The sequence below is a fragment of the Nocardia jiangxiensis NBRC 101359 genome (assembly GCF_000308615.1).
Classification (GTDB): domain Bacteria; phylum Actinomycetota; class Actinomycetes; order Mycobacteriales; family Mycobacteriaceae; genus Nocardia; species Nocardia jiangxiensis.
The window spans coordinates 13,091-29,211 of record NZ_BAGB01000161.1 but is presented as its reverse complement, the minus strand read 5'-3'; the positions used below and the strand labels follow the sequence as shown (position 1 = coordinate 29,211).

Here is a 16,121-nt window from a genome sequence, read left to right as displayed (position 1 = left end):
CGAGCATCGGGGCACTGTGCCCTGTGGCCCCTCGTCCGCTGGTCGGCCGCGATACACCGCGCACACGCACTGGCAGGCGGGCGCAGTCTCACCGCCCTTCGTCCGCACGAAGCCGTCCAACTCGGACGCGGTCAGTCAGGGCGCCTCGATATGCGAGGCGCCCTGACTGACCGCGATCGCCGGTCTACTCGGTATCCCGCACGCGGACGACGACCTTGCCCAGCGCTGAACGCTCCTCGAGGATGCGCAATGCCCGGGTGCCGTCGGTCAGCGGCAGGACGTCGCCGACGAGCGGATCGATCTCGCCGCGAGCGGCGAGCTGCTCCAGTTCATCGGTCATCCGCAGGGCGACTTCGGGATACCGTGCGACGTACGGCGCGAGCGCGACCCCGACGACGGCCAAATCCCGCAGCAGCAACCGGTTCACCTTGACCGTCGGGATCTCGCCCGCCGTGAATCCGACGATGGCCAGCCTGCCGCCGACATCCAAGGCCCGCAGCGAATCGGTGAACCGGTCGCCGCCGACCGGATCGACCACGATGCGCACTCCTTGCCCATCGGTCACCGCACGCACCGCCGTGAGCCAGTCGTCGCCGGACCGCAGCACATGTGCGGCACCGGCTTGCCGAGCCACCTGTTCTTTTTCCGCCGAGGACACCACGGCGAGAACCCGTGCGCCCAGCGCTGCGGCGATCTGCACGGTAGCGGTGCCGACGCCGCCCGCCGCGCCGTGCACCAGGACGGTGTCACCGGCGGTGAAGTCGGTCCGGTACAACGCGAACCATGCGGTGGAATAGTTGAGGATCAGCGCCGCGCCGCGCTCGAAATCCATTGTCGGCGGCAGTTTCACGGTGTACTGCTCCAAGCCGAGCGCCTGCTCGGCCATACCGCCCCAGATCGTGAGGCTCGATACGCGGTCACCGGGAGCGAAGCGCGAATCGGCAGGCGCTTCGAGCACGATGCCCGCCACTTCGCCGCCCGGGGCGTAAGGCGTCGGGACGGCGTGCTGGTACTGGCCGCGAGTCTGCAGGAGATCGGGGAACGAGATTCCGGTCGCGTGCACTTCGATCAGCAGCCGCCGTCCGCCCGACCAGTCGTGTGCGCCGGTGGGTTCGGGCAGTGTCCCGATTCGCCCGGCTTCGGGGCCGGAGGTCTCGTGTAATACGAACGCGCGCATCAGCGTTGGGCTCCGTGCGTCTTGACCACCGAGGAGGTGACCGTCCGGGTGTTGAGTGCGTCGCCGGAGTCGACGGTGAGGAACTGTCCGGTGACGCTGCGGGCGCGCGGGTTGGCCAGGAACGCGACCGCGTCGGCGATATCGGCAGGGTCCACGAAACCGTTGGGCAGCGAATCGAGCCAGGCGTCCTGGATGTCGCGAGGCATCGACAGGATGCCCGAGCTCGCGGTCATCCCGGGAAGTACGGCATTGGCGGTGATGCCGCGCGAAACGTTCTCTGCGGCAACGGTTCGCACCATGCCCAGCAGTCCCGCTTTGGAGGCGCTGTAGGAGACCTGTGCGGGCATGCCGGTCAGTGACGAGGTGCTGGCGATGATGACGATCCGTCCGAATTCGCGCTCGCGCATGCCGGCGAGGCAGGGTTGCAGGACGCGGAAGGTTCCGGTCAGGTTGATGTCCATGTCCCGCTGCCACTTCTCCAGCGATATAGTGTGCGCTGCACCGAAAGTTGTTGTGATGCCTGCATTTCCGATATAGACGTCGATATCGGAGAGATCGGGCAGCTCGTCGTGGGCGATGTCCAGGCGGTAGGTGCAGCCCGGTTCGCGGTCGAGCGTGACCACTTCCATACCGTCGGATTCGAGCCGGTCGGCGATGGCACGGCCGATCCCGCCTTCCCGACCGGCTCCGGTCACCAGTGCCTTGAGTTGTCTCACGCGGTTCTCCGTTCCTCCGTGCCCGCCGCGGCTGCCAGGAGTTCGTCGGCCGGGCGATCTGTTGCGTTGCCGGTGTGCGCGCTCGTCACGGTGGCGCGCGGATGTGCGCCGGCGGTGCTGCCGCGCAGGCGCTGCACGAGCAGCGCGGATTGCACGCTGAGTTGGTCGGCCGGATGACCGGCGACGTCGAGCCCGGTGATGGTGTGCACCTTGGCCAGTCGCAGGCGCACCGTGTTCTCGTGCACGCCCAGTTCGGCGGCGGTGCCCCGGACACTGCGACCGTTTCCGAACCAGTAGTCGAGTGTCCGGAGCAGTTCGGGACCGGCGGCCTCGTCGCGCAGCAGCGGCCCGAGAGTGTCCTCGACGAATTGGTGGATCGCCCCGACCGGCCCGTTCGCCAGGAACAACCGGGCCGGGCCGAGATCGTCGACCGCGAGGATGCGGTGCCGGTCGTGCTCGCTGAACCGATCGATGCACTGCGCCACCTCCCGCGCCTCGCGGTAGGCCCGCGCCAGCGCCGACGGTTCGCACACACCGGACACCCCGGCGATGAGTTCGGGATCGACCCGCAGCTCCGTGGCGGCCTGGGCCAGAGCAGTTTTCACCCGAGTCAGGGTGGCCGCCGGGGGAGTCGCATCGTCGGCCTCCACCAGCAGCAGGATCCCCTCGGACCCGCGGGTGGAAAGCACCTCGGCGTCGAGCAGGTGCTCCATCCGTTGCGCCAGTTCGCGTTCCAGATCTCCGGTGTCTGTGCGATGCCGAAGAACGTAGACCAGTGCCCGGCGGGCCTGGGTATTGACGCCGAGGTATTCGCCGCTGGCGGCCAGATCCTCGGCCGCGCCGGAGCCGCGCACCAGTTGCCGGGTGAGCGAGGAGCGCGCGTTCCACGCCACCCGCGCGATCCGGTGCTGCACCAGGAACTGCGTGCCCAGCCGCCTGGCGGTGCGGGTGAGGATGTACTGGTCGAGGTCGGCGAAACCGGCCGGATACTCGTCCAGCACGAGCCAGCCGAAATGATTGTCGCGCTCGACTATGGGCGCCAACAGCTTTCGCCTGGTCAATGTGCTGTCCGGCCCAGTGGGAACCATGGTGGGGACACCTCGGCGTGGATGTGCCGGGCCGTGTGCGCGCAGGATCGCGGCCGGATCGGGGAGTGCGACGCGCGTGCCGTAGCCCGCAGCGGTGACCACCCGGCCGCGAGGATCGCACAGCAGCACGGGTTTTCCGCTGATCTCCGCGCAGAGCCGCACCAGGGCCGCCATCGTGTCGGTGGCGCCGTCGGCGGCGTCCAAGCGGTGCTCCGCGTCGATTCTGGCCGTGACCAGGCGGCAGGCGTGCTCGAGTTCGTCGTGACGATGTCGGGCGGCCACCGACTCCAGCACCGCGTCGACAGCGGAGTCGAGCAACTCGATCGGAATTCGGGCAGCCGCCGGTACGGGGTGCTCGCCGCCGGGATGCGGGTCGATGAGGGCAAGTACACGGACCTCACCGGCATTGCGGACCGGTTGCGGTGCAGCGGGATTCGAGGGCAGCAGCAGGAGCGTCACTGCGGCCGAACCGATTCCGGCCAGTGCGGTGTCGGACAGTTGTGCGACGGGAAAGGGCACCGGGCCCGTCGCGGCCTCGGCGAGCCGGACGAGCGGATCGTCGCGACGCACGACGACGACACCGGCGCGGGCGATACAGCCGTCGGTCGCGGTGGCGGCCGTGGCGAGCAGGATCCGTGCCGCGCGGAACCCGGTCGCGGCGGCTGTGCGCGTGAGCAATTCGGCGAGCATGCGGGCCGTTGCCGGAAGTATGGCGGCGCTCATCGGTGGCTCTCCGGATCAGCCGAGCGAATCGAGTAGCAGCGCGCGGACCTGTGCGACGAATTCGACGGCGGCCTCGTGCGAGCGTGCGGCCGGAATCAGGGTGATGGTGTCCGCGCCCGCCTCGACATAACTCGACAGCCATTCGGCGACCTGTTCGGGCGTGCCCGCCGGGGCGAGATGACGGAACTTGTCGCGGGGCAGCCGGTACAGCGCCTGCATCTGCTCGCCGACGAGCCGATCGGCCGTTGCCGGATCCTCGTCCAGCCCGCACCAGACATTCACCCCGAAAGTGTGTGGTGCCCTGCCCCGTTCGGCCGCGGCGGCGAGGATCTTCTCCCGTGTCTGCGCGAACCTACTGGCGGTGGCGAAGATGGCCAGCCAGCCGTCACCGTGCGCGGCGGTGCGCTCGATCGCCGCCTCGCCTCGGCCGCCGATGATGATCGGGACGGCGGGATCGGGGGAGGGCAGGATTCGGGCGCGATCGAGTGTGCAGAATTCCCCGCTGTGCGTCACCTCGTCCCCGGCCAGCAGCGCGCGCAGCAGGGTGAGCGTCTCGTCCATGCGGCGGCCGCGAGTGCGCGGGTCGACGCCCGAATTCGTTATCTCCGAACGGTCTTCGCCGCCGACACCCACCCCCAGCACCAGCCGACCCGGCGCGAGTTGCGCGAGCGTCGCGATCTGGCGGGCCGCGAGCATGGGATGTCGTAACCCGAGGAGATAGACGCCGATGACCACCGAGATCGTGTCGTGCGTGGACAGCACCGAGGTCGCCGAGACCATACCGTCGAATCCGGTTCCGCCGTGAAAACTGATGTGATCGCCGACGGTGATGTGATCCAGACCCGCGTCGGCGGCCGCGTCCAGTAGTGCGCGGCGTGCCTTCGGGTCCGCGACGAGCAGTGCGTCGGTTGCCGACAGGCCGATACGAAGCGACACCGTTGCCTCCTTCGAACTCATATGGACTGACCATATGGCCAAAATCGGTCCGGTGGCAAGGGGGTGGCGAACGGGCCGGTAGAGCCTCCCGATTGGCATGCTTGACGGAATGGACTGACCATTCTACAGTGTGCGACTGTGACGTACTCCACTCGCTCTCGGCGCTGCAGCGGCAGTGTCGACACCACCCGCCTACGCGGAGATCCCGGCCACCGGGACGCCGTGCCGGTCGGCGACGGCCCGGCCTAGCCTGTGGAGCAGATGATCGTCAACGAGAAGCTGCGTGAGAATGATCCAGTTGAACCCTGAGCCGGTATTCGATGCGGGATCGGCCGATTATTGCCGATTTTTCCGTTCCTGATCCACCATTCGATTCGATTTGTGCCGCCTGTGGCGGTCGTTGATGTGAGTGGCGAGAGCGTCGAAATTCAATCGACATGCTTGTTTTTGCATGCCTGAAAGATGGCACATTGTTCCCCGTCGGAAACACCCGAGAAAGAAAAATAAGATGAGGAATTCAATTATCGGTGCGGCCCTGGTCGCCGCAACACTGCTGCCGGCCGGAGTGGCCGCCGCACAGCCTGCGGCCGGTGACCCAGCGGTGCACTACAAGGCCACCACGACGGCGAAGGCGACCACCATCGCCACCGATGCCGGATCGCTCACCAACGACAACGGCGTATTCAAGATCAAGGCTGCCGACGGCACCGTGCTGGCCGGTACCGAATTGTCTTTCCGGGTGGATGATTTCGTGTTCCCGATCGCCGCGGACATCCACGATCGGACCGCCGTGCTGACTCCGCAGTTCGATCTGGCGCATGCGGTGTACAAGCCGGTGGCGTTGCCGTTCGAGGACTCGGCGCCGTGGAAGACCCCGTACGACCGTGAGCAGGCCGCGTGGAACCGGCTGGCCTCCACCATCACCACCGGCGCGACGGTCGGCACCCTCGTCGGCGGCGTCACCGGCGGGGCGGTCGGGTGTGTGCTGGGCGGCATCGCCGGTGCCACCGTCGCCGCGGCAACCATTGTCGGCATGTTCGGGCCGTTCATTCCCGCCGCCGCAATCGGCTGCCTGGGCGGCATCATCGCCGTCGGCGCTCTGGGCACTCTGGCCGGGCAACTATTGGTGACCGCGCCGGCGGTGGTTATCGCGGCGATCCAATACTTCACCACGATCAACCAGCCATTCCCGTCCAGCCCTGCAAAGTAAGGGAATAGGCGACCCACTGCGGACGTAAATCTGCGGACCGAATGGTCGCGCCCGACGATTTTTCGAATCGGGCGCGACCATTCGCGGGTTCGCGAAATCCGGTCAGCGGTAGATCGTCTGAAACTGCAGATACCCGGCAAGCCCCTCCGGGCCGAGTTCACGGCCCAGGCCACTGGCCTTGACTCCGCCGAAGGGGGCGGCGGGATCGGGGATGTAGCGGTTGACGCCGGGCGACCACGGCGCTGTTGTCGACGTCGGCGAATACCGTTGGCTCCACGAACCATCCACGGTCCAGATGTGCCGGACGACCGCCGCCGACCGTGATGCGGGCGCCTTCACTACGTCCCCGAGCGATGTAGGTCTCGACACGTTCGCGCTGCCTTGCGGTGGCCATCGGCCCGATCCGGGTGGTGGGGTCCGCGGCCGCGCCGACGGTCAGTGACCCGGCCAGGGCAGTGAAGGCGTCGACCACTTCGTCGTACCGGCTGCGCGGCGCCGGCACCCGGGTGCCCAGGAAGCACGTCTGACCGTTGTTGAGCAAGGTCGAGCCGAAGAGTCCCTCACGCGTCTCGGTGAGCGACAGATCCTCGGCCAGTCCCGCATAGTAGCGCAATTCTGCACTGGGATAACCGATTTCGAGCTGCCGGGCCACCGCGACGGGCATGCCGTTCTGCGCGCTGACCCGAGCGACGGACTCCTCGGCGCGGGCATCGATGGCATCGGCAAGCCGGAGCATGATCTCCGCGCGGCGGGCGGGCTCCCAGCGGGACCATCCGTTCGGAGCGTCGAACGCGGCACGCGCCGCGGCCACGGCACTGTCCACATCGGCCTCGGCGGCGTCGGGGACGCTGCCCAGCGGCTGCTCGGTACTCGCATCGATCGGGGTGATCACCCGGTCCGTGCTGGGCTTCACCCAGTCGCCGCCGATGAACAAGCTGCTGTAGGTGAGTGTTTCGGGGGCGGACAGTGTCTCGTCGACTCCTGGAAGTTGTTGCGGGACAAGCGATCGTTGGCAAGTCGGCACGGGTCCGAGGGGTGCAGGGCTCGGAATCCCCGGCCGCGGTGTCGATCTCGGCGACAGAGCAAACGTAGAAGCGGGGCGAGGTGCTGCTGTGTTCAAATCATGAACACTCGGCCGATGGCAGCGCATCGGCGGTGCCGACCTGCGCTGTCGGCTGGCTCCGCCACGTGATCCGTGCGGTCTTGCGCGAAATCGAGCGAACAGCCTGCGCCGTCCTCGGGTGATTGCTGGATTGCTGCCTTTGTTGTCGACTGCGGCAGTTGTGCTGCCGATTTAGACTATCTTTCAGTGTGTTCGATCCAGAGGTGAATCGAGACTGAAGGTTTGCTGGCCTCGCTGCCCGGCGTGAGTGCGCTCTCCACCCGCAGGACATCCGGCTCCACCCGCATCAGGAAAGGACATCGGTCATGACGAGTAGTGCGACGGTGCTGGGCGGTCTCGAGAAGATTCGTGACTGGGTCGAGGACTTCTATCGTGACCTGCACCGGCATCCCGAACTCGGTTTTCAGGAGCATCGCACGGCCGGTAAAGCAGCGGGCGCGCTGCACGAGGCCGGGTACACGGTCACCGAGGGTATCGGCGGTACCGGCGTGATCGGTGTGCTCCGCAACGGCGAGGGGCCCACGGTGATGTTGCGTGCGGATATGGACGCGCTCCCGGTGACCGAGAGGACCGGGCTGCCGTACGCGTCGGAGACCGAGGGCGTGATGCACGCGTGCGGGCACGACGTCCACGTCGCGGCGATGGCCGGATTCGCGCGCCTGATGGCCGCGGCGACCGATGCCTGGGGCGGGACGCTGGTGGTGCTGTTTCAGCCCTCCGAGGAGAACGGTGACGGTGCGACCGCCATGGTCCGCGACGGTCTGGCCGACACCTGCCCCCACCCGGATATCGTTCTCGCGCAACATGTTCTGCCGTATCCGGCCGGGTATGTCGGCACCCGCGCGGGCTCGTTCCTCTCGGCCGCGGACAGCCTGAAGATCACCCTGCACGGACAGGGCGCGCACGGTTCCATGCCGCAGGCCGGGATCGATCCGGTGGTGATGGCCGCGATGGCCGTGGTGCGCTTGCAGACGGTGGTGTCGCGTGAACTCGCGGCGACCACTCCGGCAGTGCTGACCGTCGGCAGCATCACCTCCGGAACCGGCCCGAACGTCATTCCCGACCGCGCCGTGTTGCAGTTGAACATTCGTACGTACGACGACGCGACCCGCACACAGGTCCTCGATGCGGTCGAACGCATCGTCCGTGCCGAAGCCGCTGCCTCCCGATCGCCCAAAGAGCCCGAAATCGAGCGCATCGCAGCCTTTCCGCCCACGATCAACGACGAGGCGCCGACGGACAAGGTGGCCCGGGCGTTCGCGGACTACTTCGGCACCGACGCGCACACCATCGATCTGCAGACCGCCAGCGAGGACATGAGCGATCTGCCCCGGGCATTCGGAGTCCCGTACACCTACTGGGGAATCGGCGGCGCCGACCCGCAGAGCTACGCTGAAGCAAATTCGAAAGGCACTGTCGCCCAGGATATTCCGGTCAATCACAGCCCGTTCTTCGCGCCCGTTCTGCAACCCACCCTGGACACCGGCGTCAAAGCCCTGACCACCGCCGCCCTGGCCTGGCTCGCTGGCACCGGCGCAGGTCCCCAGTAGCGTCATCCATATCTACTGTGACTCAGTACACATCGGTGCGTCGCAGTGCATGCGTCGGCCGCATCCTCATCCAACGGCGGCGCTGCAGCCGATGGGGCTCGGCCGCGCCGTGCGTCGGGGTGGGGTCAGGGTCCGTCGGAGCGGCCGGATGAGATGGTCGGGCCGTCACGAACGCGCCGACGACACGTGGGCGGGCATTCGCCTTACGCGCCCGGGGGAGAACCCCCGGGCGCCCCGATCGGCGTCGGCGGTCCAGATCGTGCCGCCCAGCCCGCATTCCGAAGTGTTTGCGATTGTCACCGCATCGTCCTCGTCGGTGCGACCACCGCATCCGACCCTGTTGACTTTCTGGTCATACCATTGTAATTATTCAGTATCTGATCGCATCGACGTGTCGGGTCGCAGCGGATTACGCGCAGCCCGCTCGGCGAGGAACGGAGGACTCGTGAACAGCAACGGCTCCGGCGAATCCGGCTTCACCGGCCCGCTTCGAGGTATTCGGGTGGTGGAACTCGGCGGGATCGGACCAGGGCCGTTCTGTGCGATGCTGCTCGCCGACCTGGGCGCCGATGTCGTTCGCGTGGACCGCGTGACCGGTGGCGGCCTGGTGGGGCCCAACAGCGACCACCGCGCAGAACTCATCAACCGTGGTCGTCGATCGGTCGCCATCGATCTCAAACAGCCCGACGGCCTCGAGATGGCCCTGCAACTGATCGACCGTGCCGACGTCCTCATCGAGGGGTTTCGCCCCGGTGTCACCGAACGGCTCGGCCTCGGCCCCGAGGATTGTGCCGCCCGCAACCCCGGGCTCGTCTACGGCAGGATGACCGGATACGGCCAATCCGGTCCGATGTCGCAGGAGGTCGGACACGACATCAACTATGTGGCGCTGAGCGGAGTGCTGTCGATGATCGGTCGGCGGGGGCAGCCGCCAACGCCGCCGCTGAGCCTCGTCGGTGACTTCGGCGGGGGAGGCATGTTGCTCGCGTTGGGTGTGCTGGGTGCGCTGGTCGAACGTCAGCGATCCGGGCTCGGCCAGGTGATCGACGCTTCGATGGCGGAGGGCGCGGCACTGCTGGGAACGGCGTTCTTCGGATTCCGGCAGAACGACACCTGGAGTGCCGAGCGCGGGACCAACATTGTCGACAGCGGTGCGCCCTTCTACGACGCCTACGAGACCGCCGACGGAAAATGGCTCTCGGTGGCGGCGATGGAACCGCATTTCTATCGGGAGCTGATCGAGCTCCTGGACATCCGGGACGAGCTGCCCGACCAGAACGATCGTGCCCAGTGGCCGAGGATGAAACTGATCTTCGCCGATGCGGTCAGGAAGCGGACCAGGGACGAATGGGTGGCGGCCGCCCGCGGACGATCGGTGTGTATCGCACCGGTCCTGGACGCCGCCGAAGCCGCGGTCCACGAACACAGCCTCGCTCGGTCGTCGTTCGTCGAGGTCGACGGGTTCGTGCAGCCCGCGCCCGCACCGCGGTTCAGCCGGACTCCCGCGCAGGTGGATCGGCGACCACCCGTTCCCGGAGAGCACACCTTGTCGGCGTTGACCGAGTGGGGGGTCCCGCCCCACGCCGTCGCCGCCGCCCTCGGGACGGGAGCGCTGCGGCGCGGTGCGCCATCGCCCAGCAGTACAGAAGGATGAGTGACGAGCATGACCTCCATACCGGTGACACCCTTGTCGCCTTGTTCCGGGCTGCCGTGGCGGATCGTGGCGATGCGCCCGCCCTGATCGGTCCGGGCGGCAGCATGTCGTGGAATCAGTATGCGCAACAAGTGGATTCGCTTGCGGCCAGGCTGCGTTCCTGGGGGCTCGAATGGGGGCAGCGAGTCGCACTGGTGATGGACAACAGTCCCGAGTTCCACATCGTCGACATGGCGGTTCTGGTCGCCGGAGGGGTGCCGTTCTCGATCGATCCGCGTGACGCGCCCGCGCGGGTCACCGGTCTGCTGGCGGTGGCGTCGCCGCCGATACTCATCGCGGACGAACAGCACCTCGGCGCCGCCCGAAGCCTGGCGAGCGAGTCGGCCGTGGCGCGGGTGGTGTGTGCGACGGATATTCCGGAGCCCGGCGAGGTGACTGGTCGCGCCGAGCAGCCACAGCCCAGCGCGGAGGACATCGCCACGCTGATCTTCACATCCGGAACCACCGGAGCGCCGAAGGCCGTGCAACTGGCACATCGCGCGATCGTGTCGAGCCTGCGCAGTACCGATGCCGTCGCGCCGATGGGTCGGGCGGGCAGAGTGCTGTCGTACCTGCCGCTGACCCATATCGCCGAACGGTTCATGAGTTACTACTTCGCGCTTGCGACCGGGTCGACGATCTACTGCGTGCCCGACGCGGCCGTACTCTACGACCGGATAATCAGCGTGCGGCCGACCCGATTCTTCGCCGTCCCAAGGGTTTACGAGAAACTCGCGGCCCGCGCTCGCGCCCTGCGGGCCGCCGAACCGAACCTCAGCGGTCCGGAGGTGATCGCTGCCCTGGGTCTCGGCGAGACCGAATATCGCGGCGTCGCCACGGCGCCGTCCTCGCAGGAGTTGTTGCGCTTCTTCGCCGATCTGGGCAGTCCGGTCTCGAACATCTGGGGAATGTCCGAGGCGATCATGTGCACCGTCAACCCGCCCGAGCGAATCGTGGAAGGGTCGGTCGGAGTCTTTCTCGGCTCGTGTGAAGGTGCGGTCGCATCGGACGGAGAGCTGTTGGTGCGGGGCTCGAACGTGATGAGCGGATACCTCGGCGACCCCGAGCGAACCGCCGAAGTGCTGGACGAACAGGGCTGGCTGCACACCGGCGACCTCGGGCGAATCGACGATGACGGATACCTGTTCCTGATCGGTCGCAAGAAGGACGTGCTGGTGACGGCGACCGGAAAGAACGTGGTTCCCACGGTCGTCGAACAGGAGGTGATCAACCGCACCGATCTGTTGTCGCTGGTGGTGGCCATCGCCGAGGGGCGGCGCTATGTGACTGCCCTGTTGGTTCCGGACGAGGAGAACCTCGCCGCATTCGCGCGCAGCCGAGGTCTGGCGGGGACGGCCGCGGAGCTGACGCGCCATCCGGAGGTCCGCGCCGCGATCGAACGTGCGATAGCGGAGGCGAATACGGTTCTTGCCAAAGCCGAGACGATTCGCAACTGGGTGTTGCTGCCCGCGGAATGGCAACCGGCGTCGGACGAGTTGACCGCGACGATGAAAATCAGGCGGTCCGCGGTGGACGACAAGTATGCGACGGAGATCGACCGGATGTACACGTGAGGCAGAGCTCGTAGCCTTTCGAGAAGTAGGCAGACGAAAAGAGTTGCAATGAATTTCGATGTCAGAACTTTGCACGGGCGTCGTGCCGACCAGCGCTGGAATCGTATGGTTGTCGGGGATGTCCTGGAACGCGTGACGTGGAGTGAACCCGATAAGACCGCGCTGGTCGGGTGGACGGGCGCGTACGGCAGCGAAGAATTCTCCCGAGTCAGCTATCGGCAAGCGGATGCCTGCGCGAATCGAATCGCGCATGCGCTGCGGGATGAGGGGCTCGAGCGTGGCGATCGCGTGCTGCTGTATTGCGAGAACTCCGTCGAGGCCGTGCTGTTGCTGTTCGGCATCGCGAAGGCCGGTCTTGTTGGCGTTCCGGTCAATCCCAATCTGGCTCCCGATGTACTGATCTGGGTCATCGACCATGTCGACATCAAATTCGCCGTGGTCGACGCGGAATTCAGGTCTCGCGCCGGCGGAGTGCTCGCTGCTGCCGGGATCCGTAATACCGTGACGATTCCGATCGGCGGCCCGGTGCCTGCCGACACGCGTTCATTTGCCGACTGGATCGACGGAAAGCCGGAGACCGAGGTCGAGGAAGTACTGCACGCCGACGATATCTGGAGCCTCGTCTTCACCTCCGGGACCACTTCGATGCCCAAGGCATCGATGACCTCGCACACCTACTCCTACATAACGGCCTTCGCCTACGCGATGTCCTTGTCCCGCGGCCTCGACAACGAGCGCGACCTGACGATGTGTACGTTCCTGCCGATCCTGTACCACTGCGGGCACAATTCCACCGTCCTACCTGCGTTGATCTCCGGCGGAACGATGGTGCTGGGTAGACGTCCGGATCCGGTGGGCCTGGCCGAGGCCGTGACCGCGGAGCGCGTCACCGCAGTGTGGGCGGGCTCTCCCGCGTGGGTGCTGAAATTGGCCGACATCGCCTTGGAGCAAGAGCGGTTCGACCTGACCAGCTTGACGGTGGTGATGTTCTCCTGGGGTGCCATCCGGCCGGATATCGGCGAGCGGCTGCGGTCGGCGTGCGGCGACGACGTCAAGATGCTGGAGGTATTCGGACAGACCGAGGCGATGTCGTGTTATCGGTTCTGGCCGGACAGCGAACCGGAAAAGTTTCGGCAGTCCATGAACGGGGTCAACTACGTGGGTCATCCGAACCCGATGCTCGCGGCGAATATCGTAGATTTCGACGGGGAAAGTCTGCGCGGCCGGCCCGGAGAAGCAGGGGAGGCGGTCTATCGGAGCCCGGTATTGACTGCGGGATATTACAACGATCTTCCCGCCACCGAAGAAGCTTTCCGGGGCGGATGGTTCCATTCCGGCGACAGCTGCACCTACGACGACGACGGTATGCAGATCATGGTCGACCGTTACAAAGACATCGTCAAATCCGGCGGTGAGAACATCTCCAGTGTGCGGGTCGAAGGTGTGCTGTCCACGCATCCCGCGGTCGAGCGGGTCGCTGTTATCGGCCTCCCGGACGAGAAGTGGGGTGAAAGGGTGGTTGCCGTGGTCACGCTGCGGCAAACCGATGGAACTTCCGTCGACGAGCTGCTGGAATTTTCCCGTGCGCGGTTGGCCGGTCACGAAGCTCCCAAACAGGTAGTCGTCGTGGACAGCATGCCGGAAACCGTCGGCGGGAAGATCATGAAATACAAACTGCGCGAACTGCTTTCGTGACGGCCGGAGACCGAACCCCGCTGCTCCCGACCCCGCCCACCCGATCCTCAGTCACGGCGATAGGAAATCATCAGCGCGACAACCGGATTCAGCCCAGGTGGGCCTGCAACAACCAGGCGGGTACCGAGCTGCGGCCGCCCGGCTCGTCACGGACGTCTTCGAACGAGATCGGCAACGCTTTGTCCTTCGGGAGATTGTTGCCGTGGATGCGTGCCGGGCTGATCTCGTCGATCACCCAGTACTTCGAGACCACTTCGCGCAGTTCGGCTTCGGTGACGGGGTTGGGGCCGAAACCGGCGGGCGGATTGGGGAGGGCCTTGCGGTCGAACACGAGTACGAAGTAGGACGCTCCGGGGGCGGCGGCGCGGACGATCGACTGCTGGTATCCCTCGCGCTGGTCCACCGGGATCGAATGGAACAGGGTGCTGTCGACGATGGTGCCGAAACGGCCGTCGTACCCGGTGAACGAGGCGATGTCGGCGACCTCGTACGACGCGGTGGTCAGTCCGCGCCGGGACGCTTCGGCACGGGCCAGTTCGATGGCGGTCGGGGCGGAGTCCAATCCCACCGTCGTGTAACCGTGTTCGGCCAGATACAGGGAGATCGCTGCCTCGCCGCACCCCACATCGAGGACGTCGCCGTGGATTTTGCCCTGCTCGATGATAGCTTTGAGTTCCGGCTGCGGCTCGCCCAGGCTCCAGGGAGGCTTGGCATCCCAGAACGGTCCGGCGTCGCCCTTGTAGGCGCCCTCGAAGGTGAACTCGCCCGGTGTGGTCGTGCCTTCCGCTGGTCCCCCGTCACCGTCTCGGGTCTCGATGGCTTTCACGGTCTTGTCGAGGGCCTGTTTCAGGACGCGTTTGCCGACGGTCCCGACGACGACTCCCAGGACCCGGCCCTTGAGGTTCTTGCCCTCGCGCACGACGACCACGTCCACGTCGGTCATCCCGTCGGGTCGGCGTGTGAAGGTGTAGGTGTGACCCGAGTGGCCGCCCCACAGGTTCGAGTCGGTGGTGGTCATGACGACGCGGTCCGGGTTCGACCAGTCGTAGTGCAGGCGTTCCCAGATGCCGTGTGATCCCTCGGTGACGTCGGCATCACGCTGTCCCTGGTCGTGGACCTCGAGATATTCGTCGGCGCTGTTGCCGAACACCTGTGAGCGGCCCGGCCCGAAATCGGTCAGCGCCGCCACGAACTGTTCCGGTGTCGAACTAGTGGTCTCCTTGAAGTGGATGGTGGACATCGGGGCCTCCTGTTCTGGGCGATAACTCCTCGAGGGATCGACGGGTCGCCGTTCGCACGTCGCGTGCGCAACGGGGGAGACCGCCCAGGCCGAGGCGAGGATGCCGACAAGGACATCACGCCGAGCACGCGCCGAGGCTGCAGCCGTCCGTCCCGTTTGCGCGACGTTCGAAACTGTCGATTCATGATCCAGTCTAGGACCTCGCACGGAACAATCCGAGGTACTGATTCCGGTACCGGCTGCTACCGCTGACGAGTTGAAGCTACGAGTCCGCCGGTTCGAGCAGGCTGTCCACGAGGCGCTGCCGGGCGGCCTGACCCAATCCCGCCCGACGCGCCCACTCGGCCGGACCGCCGTGTTCAACAGCGAAGTGCGCCAGCAACTTTCGCATCGTGTCGGCTTCCGCGGCGAAGACCCAGGCGGGCACCTCGGCGAGATCGGTGCTGCGCTCGCGGGCGGAACGCGCCTGCTGCACCCGGGCGCGCAACGCCTCGACGTTCACCCCGGTCGCGGCGTAGTCCGCGACGATATCGTCGGCGCGGACACCGATGACGCCCAGCAAGAGGGCCACGACCACGCCGGTGCGGTCCTTGCCCGCGGCGCAGTGCACCAGGGCCGGCAGGTTGCCCGCCTCGGCCAGCAGATCCAGGACCTCGACGATATTGGCGGGGCTGTGTTCGAGGTACTCGAGATAGCGATCGAACATCGTTCCGTCGGCGGCCACCTGCATCAGGTCCAGGCGTAGCCGACCGGCTCCGAAGATGTGGATGTTGCGGTAGACGGGCACCGAATCGGCCACCGGCCCACGCCCGTCGGCCTCGGCCTCCGTCGGCGCACGCAGATCGATCACGCTCTGCAGTCCGCAGTCCCGCAGCAGGTACGAGACGTCGCCGTCGTCCAATTCGGTCAGTGCGTCCGACCGCAGCACGTGCAGCCGTCGCACCCGGCGGCCGTCCTCGGTCCGCAGTCCGCCCAGATCACGAGCGTTGCACGCCCCGCGCAGGGGCAAGGCACGGCCAGCGACCGCCATCTCATCGTTTGTCATCGGCTTCCGGTTTCGTCCAGTGCATCGGCGGCTTCTCGCTCTCGATGATATTGAACCGCGACCGCGGCGTCCGGACCACACCTCGCGCGGCCCTGTCTCGGTCGACCCGGTGGCCCGAGCTCACTGCGCCACAACAGAAATGGAGGCAAGATCGGCTCGGCGATGCGATCGCCGATTTCGACCCGGTCCACGCCATCGCGGGTGGTATGCTCGGCGGCGGTGCGTCGGGTCGCGCATCAGGGTTGTTTGTGAAGGCGCGCAACGAGTACCGCGTCGGCAGGGGGTGTATCCAGTTCCCGGCTTTCCGGGCGAGCGGCCGGAATCGGCAGTGTCGCACACGGATCGCCTGGT

11 protein-coding genes and 1 pseudogene are annotated in these 16,121 nt (G+C 66.6%); 5 read left to right on the top strand and 7 right to left on the bottom strand.

Going from position 1 to position 16,121, the window contains the following annotated elements; translation table 11 throughout:
* Positions 1-184 precede the first annotated feature (184 nt).
* From ON40_RS38235 to ON40_RS38220, 4 genes are read right to left on the bottom strand one after another with little or no spacing between them, the layout of a single operon-like run.
* Positions 185-1,177 (bottom strand): NADPH:quinone oxidoreductase family protein, encoded by a 993-nt coding sequence (locus tag ON40_RS38235; RefSeq protein WP_040830292.1) that lies wholly within the window; start codon positions 1,175-1,177, stop codon positions 185-187.
* Positions 1,177-1,893 (bottom strand): SDR family oxidoreductase, encoded by a 717-nt coding sequence (locus ON40_RS38230; protein ID WP_040830291.1) that lies wholly within the window; start codon positions 1,891-1,893, stop codon positions 1,177-1,179. The genes ON40_RS38235 and ON40_RS38230 overlap by 1 nt, the downstream gene beginning before the upstream one ends.
* The gene (locus tag ON40_RS38225) at positions 1,890-3,704 is read right to left on the bottom strand and encodes a PucR family transcriptional regulator (protein WP_083896230.1); all 1,815 of its coding nucleotides are present in this window, start codon (positions 3,702-3,704) and stop codon (positions 1,890-1,892) included. The genes ON40_RS38230 and ON40_RS38225 overlap by 4 nt, the downstream gene beginning before the upstream one ends.
* Before the next feature lie 15 nt (positions 3,705-3,719).
* Positions 3,720-4,640, bottom strand: coding sequence for an LLM class flavin-dependent oxidoreductase (locus ON40_RS38220; RefSeq protein ID WP_040830327.1), 921 nt, complete (start codon positions 4,638-4,640; stop codon positions 3,720-3,722).
* Positions 4,641-5,148: 508 nt separating this feature from the next.
* On the opposite strand from ON40_RS38220, the gene ON40_RS38215 reads away from it, so the two are divergent.
* Entirely contained in the window at positions 5,149-5,850 is a 702-nt protein-coding gene (locus tag ON40_RS38215) for a DUF8020 domain-containing protein (protein ID WP_040830290.1), read from the top strand.
* Positions 5,851-5,952: 102 nt separating this feature from the next.
* Here ON40_RS38215 and ON40_RS38210 read toward each other — a convergent pair.
* Positions 5,953-6,817 (bottom strand): annotated as a pseudogene (locus ON40_RS38210) (aldehyde dehydrogenase family protein).
* 461 nt (positions 6,818-7,278) lie between these two features.
* On the opposite strand from ON40_RS38210, the gene ON40_RS38205 reads away from it, so the two are divergent.
* The 4 genes from ON40_RS38205 (at position 7,279) to ON40_RS38190 (ending at position 13,485) form a co-directional block, all read left to right on the top strand.
* Positions 7,279-8,523 carry an amidohydrolase gene (locus tag ON40_RS38205; RefSeq protein ID WP_040830288.1) on the top strand — a complete coding sequence of 415 codons (1,245 nt, stop codon included), beginning with the start codon at positions 7,279-7,281 and terminating at the stop codon, positions 8,521-8,523.
* Between the two features lie 445 nt (positions 8,524-8,968).
* Entirely contained in the window at positions 8,969-10,177 is a 1,209-nt protein-coding gene (locus ON40_RS38200) for a CaiB/BaiF CoA transferase family protein (RefSeq protein ID WP_040830287.1), read from the top strand.
* A complete protein-coding gene (locus ON40_RS38195; protein WP_051194211.1) occupies positions 10,174-11,790 on the top strand; it encodes an AMP-dependent synthetase/ligase in 1,617 nt (538 codons plus the stop codon). The genes ON40_RS38200 and ON40_RS38195 overlap by 4 nt, the downstream gene beginning before the upstream one ends.
* A 105-nt stretch (positions 11,791-11,895) precedes the next feature.
* Entirely contained in the window at positions 11,896-13,485 is a 1,590-nt protein-coding gene (locus tag ON40_RS38190) for a class I adenylate-forming enzyme family protein (protein WP_218008941.1), read from the top strand.
* A gap of 88 nt (positions 13,486-13,573) precedes the next feature.
* Here the strand turns inward: ON40_RS38190 and ON40_RS38185 are convergent, their stop codons facing one another.
* Complete coding sequence (locus tag ON40_RS38185; RefSeq protein WP_051194221.1) at positions 13,574-14,302, bottom strand: class I SAM-dependent methyltransferase; 729 nt, start codon at positions 14,300-14,302, stop codon at positions 13,574-13,576.
* Positions 14,303-14,987: 685 nt separating this feature from the next.
* Positions 14,988-15,770: a tyrosine-protein phosphatase gene (locus ON40_RS38180; RefSeq protein ID WP_063713175.1), complete on the bottom strand. Its 783-nt coding sequence runs from the start codon at positions 15,768-15,770 to the stop codon at positions 14,988-14,990.
* Between the last annotated feature and the right edge of the window lie 351 nt (positions 15,771-16,121).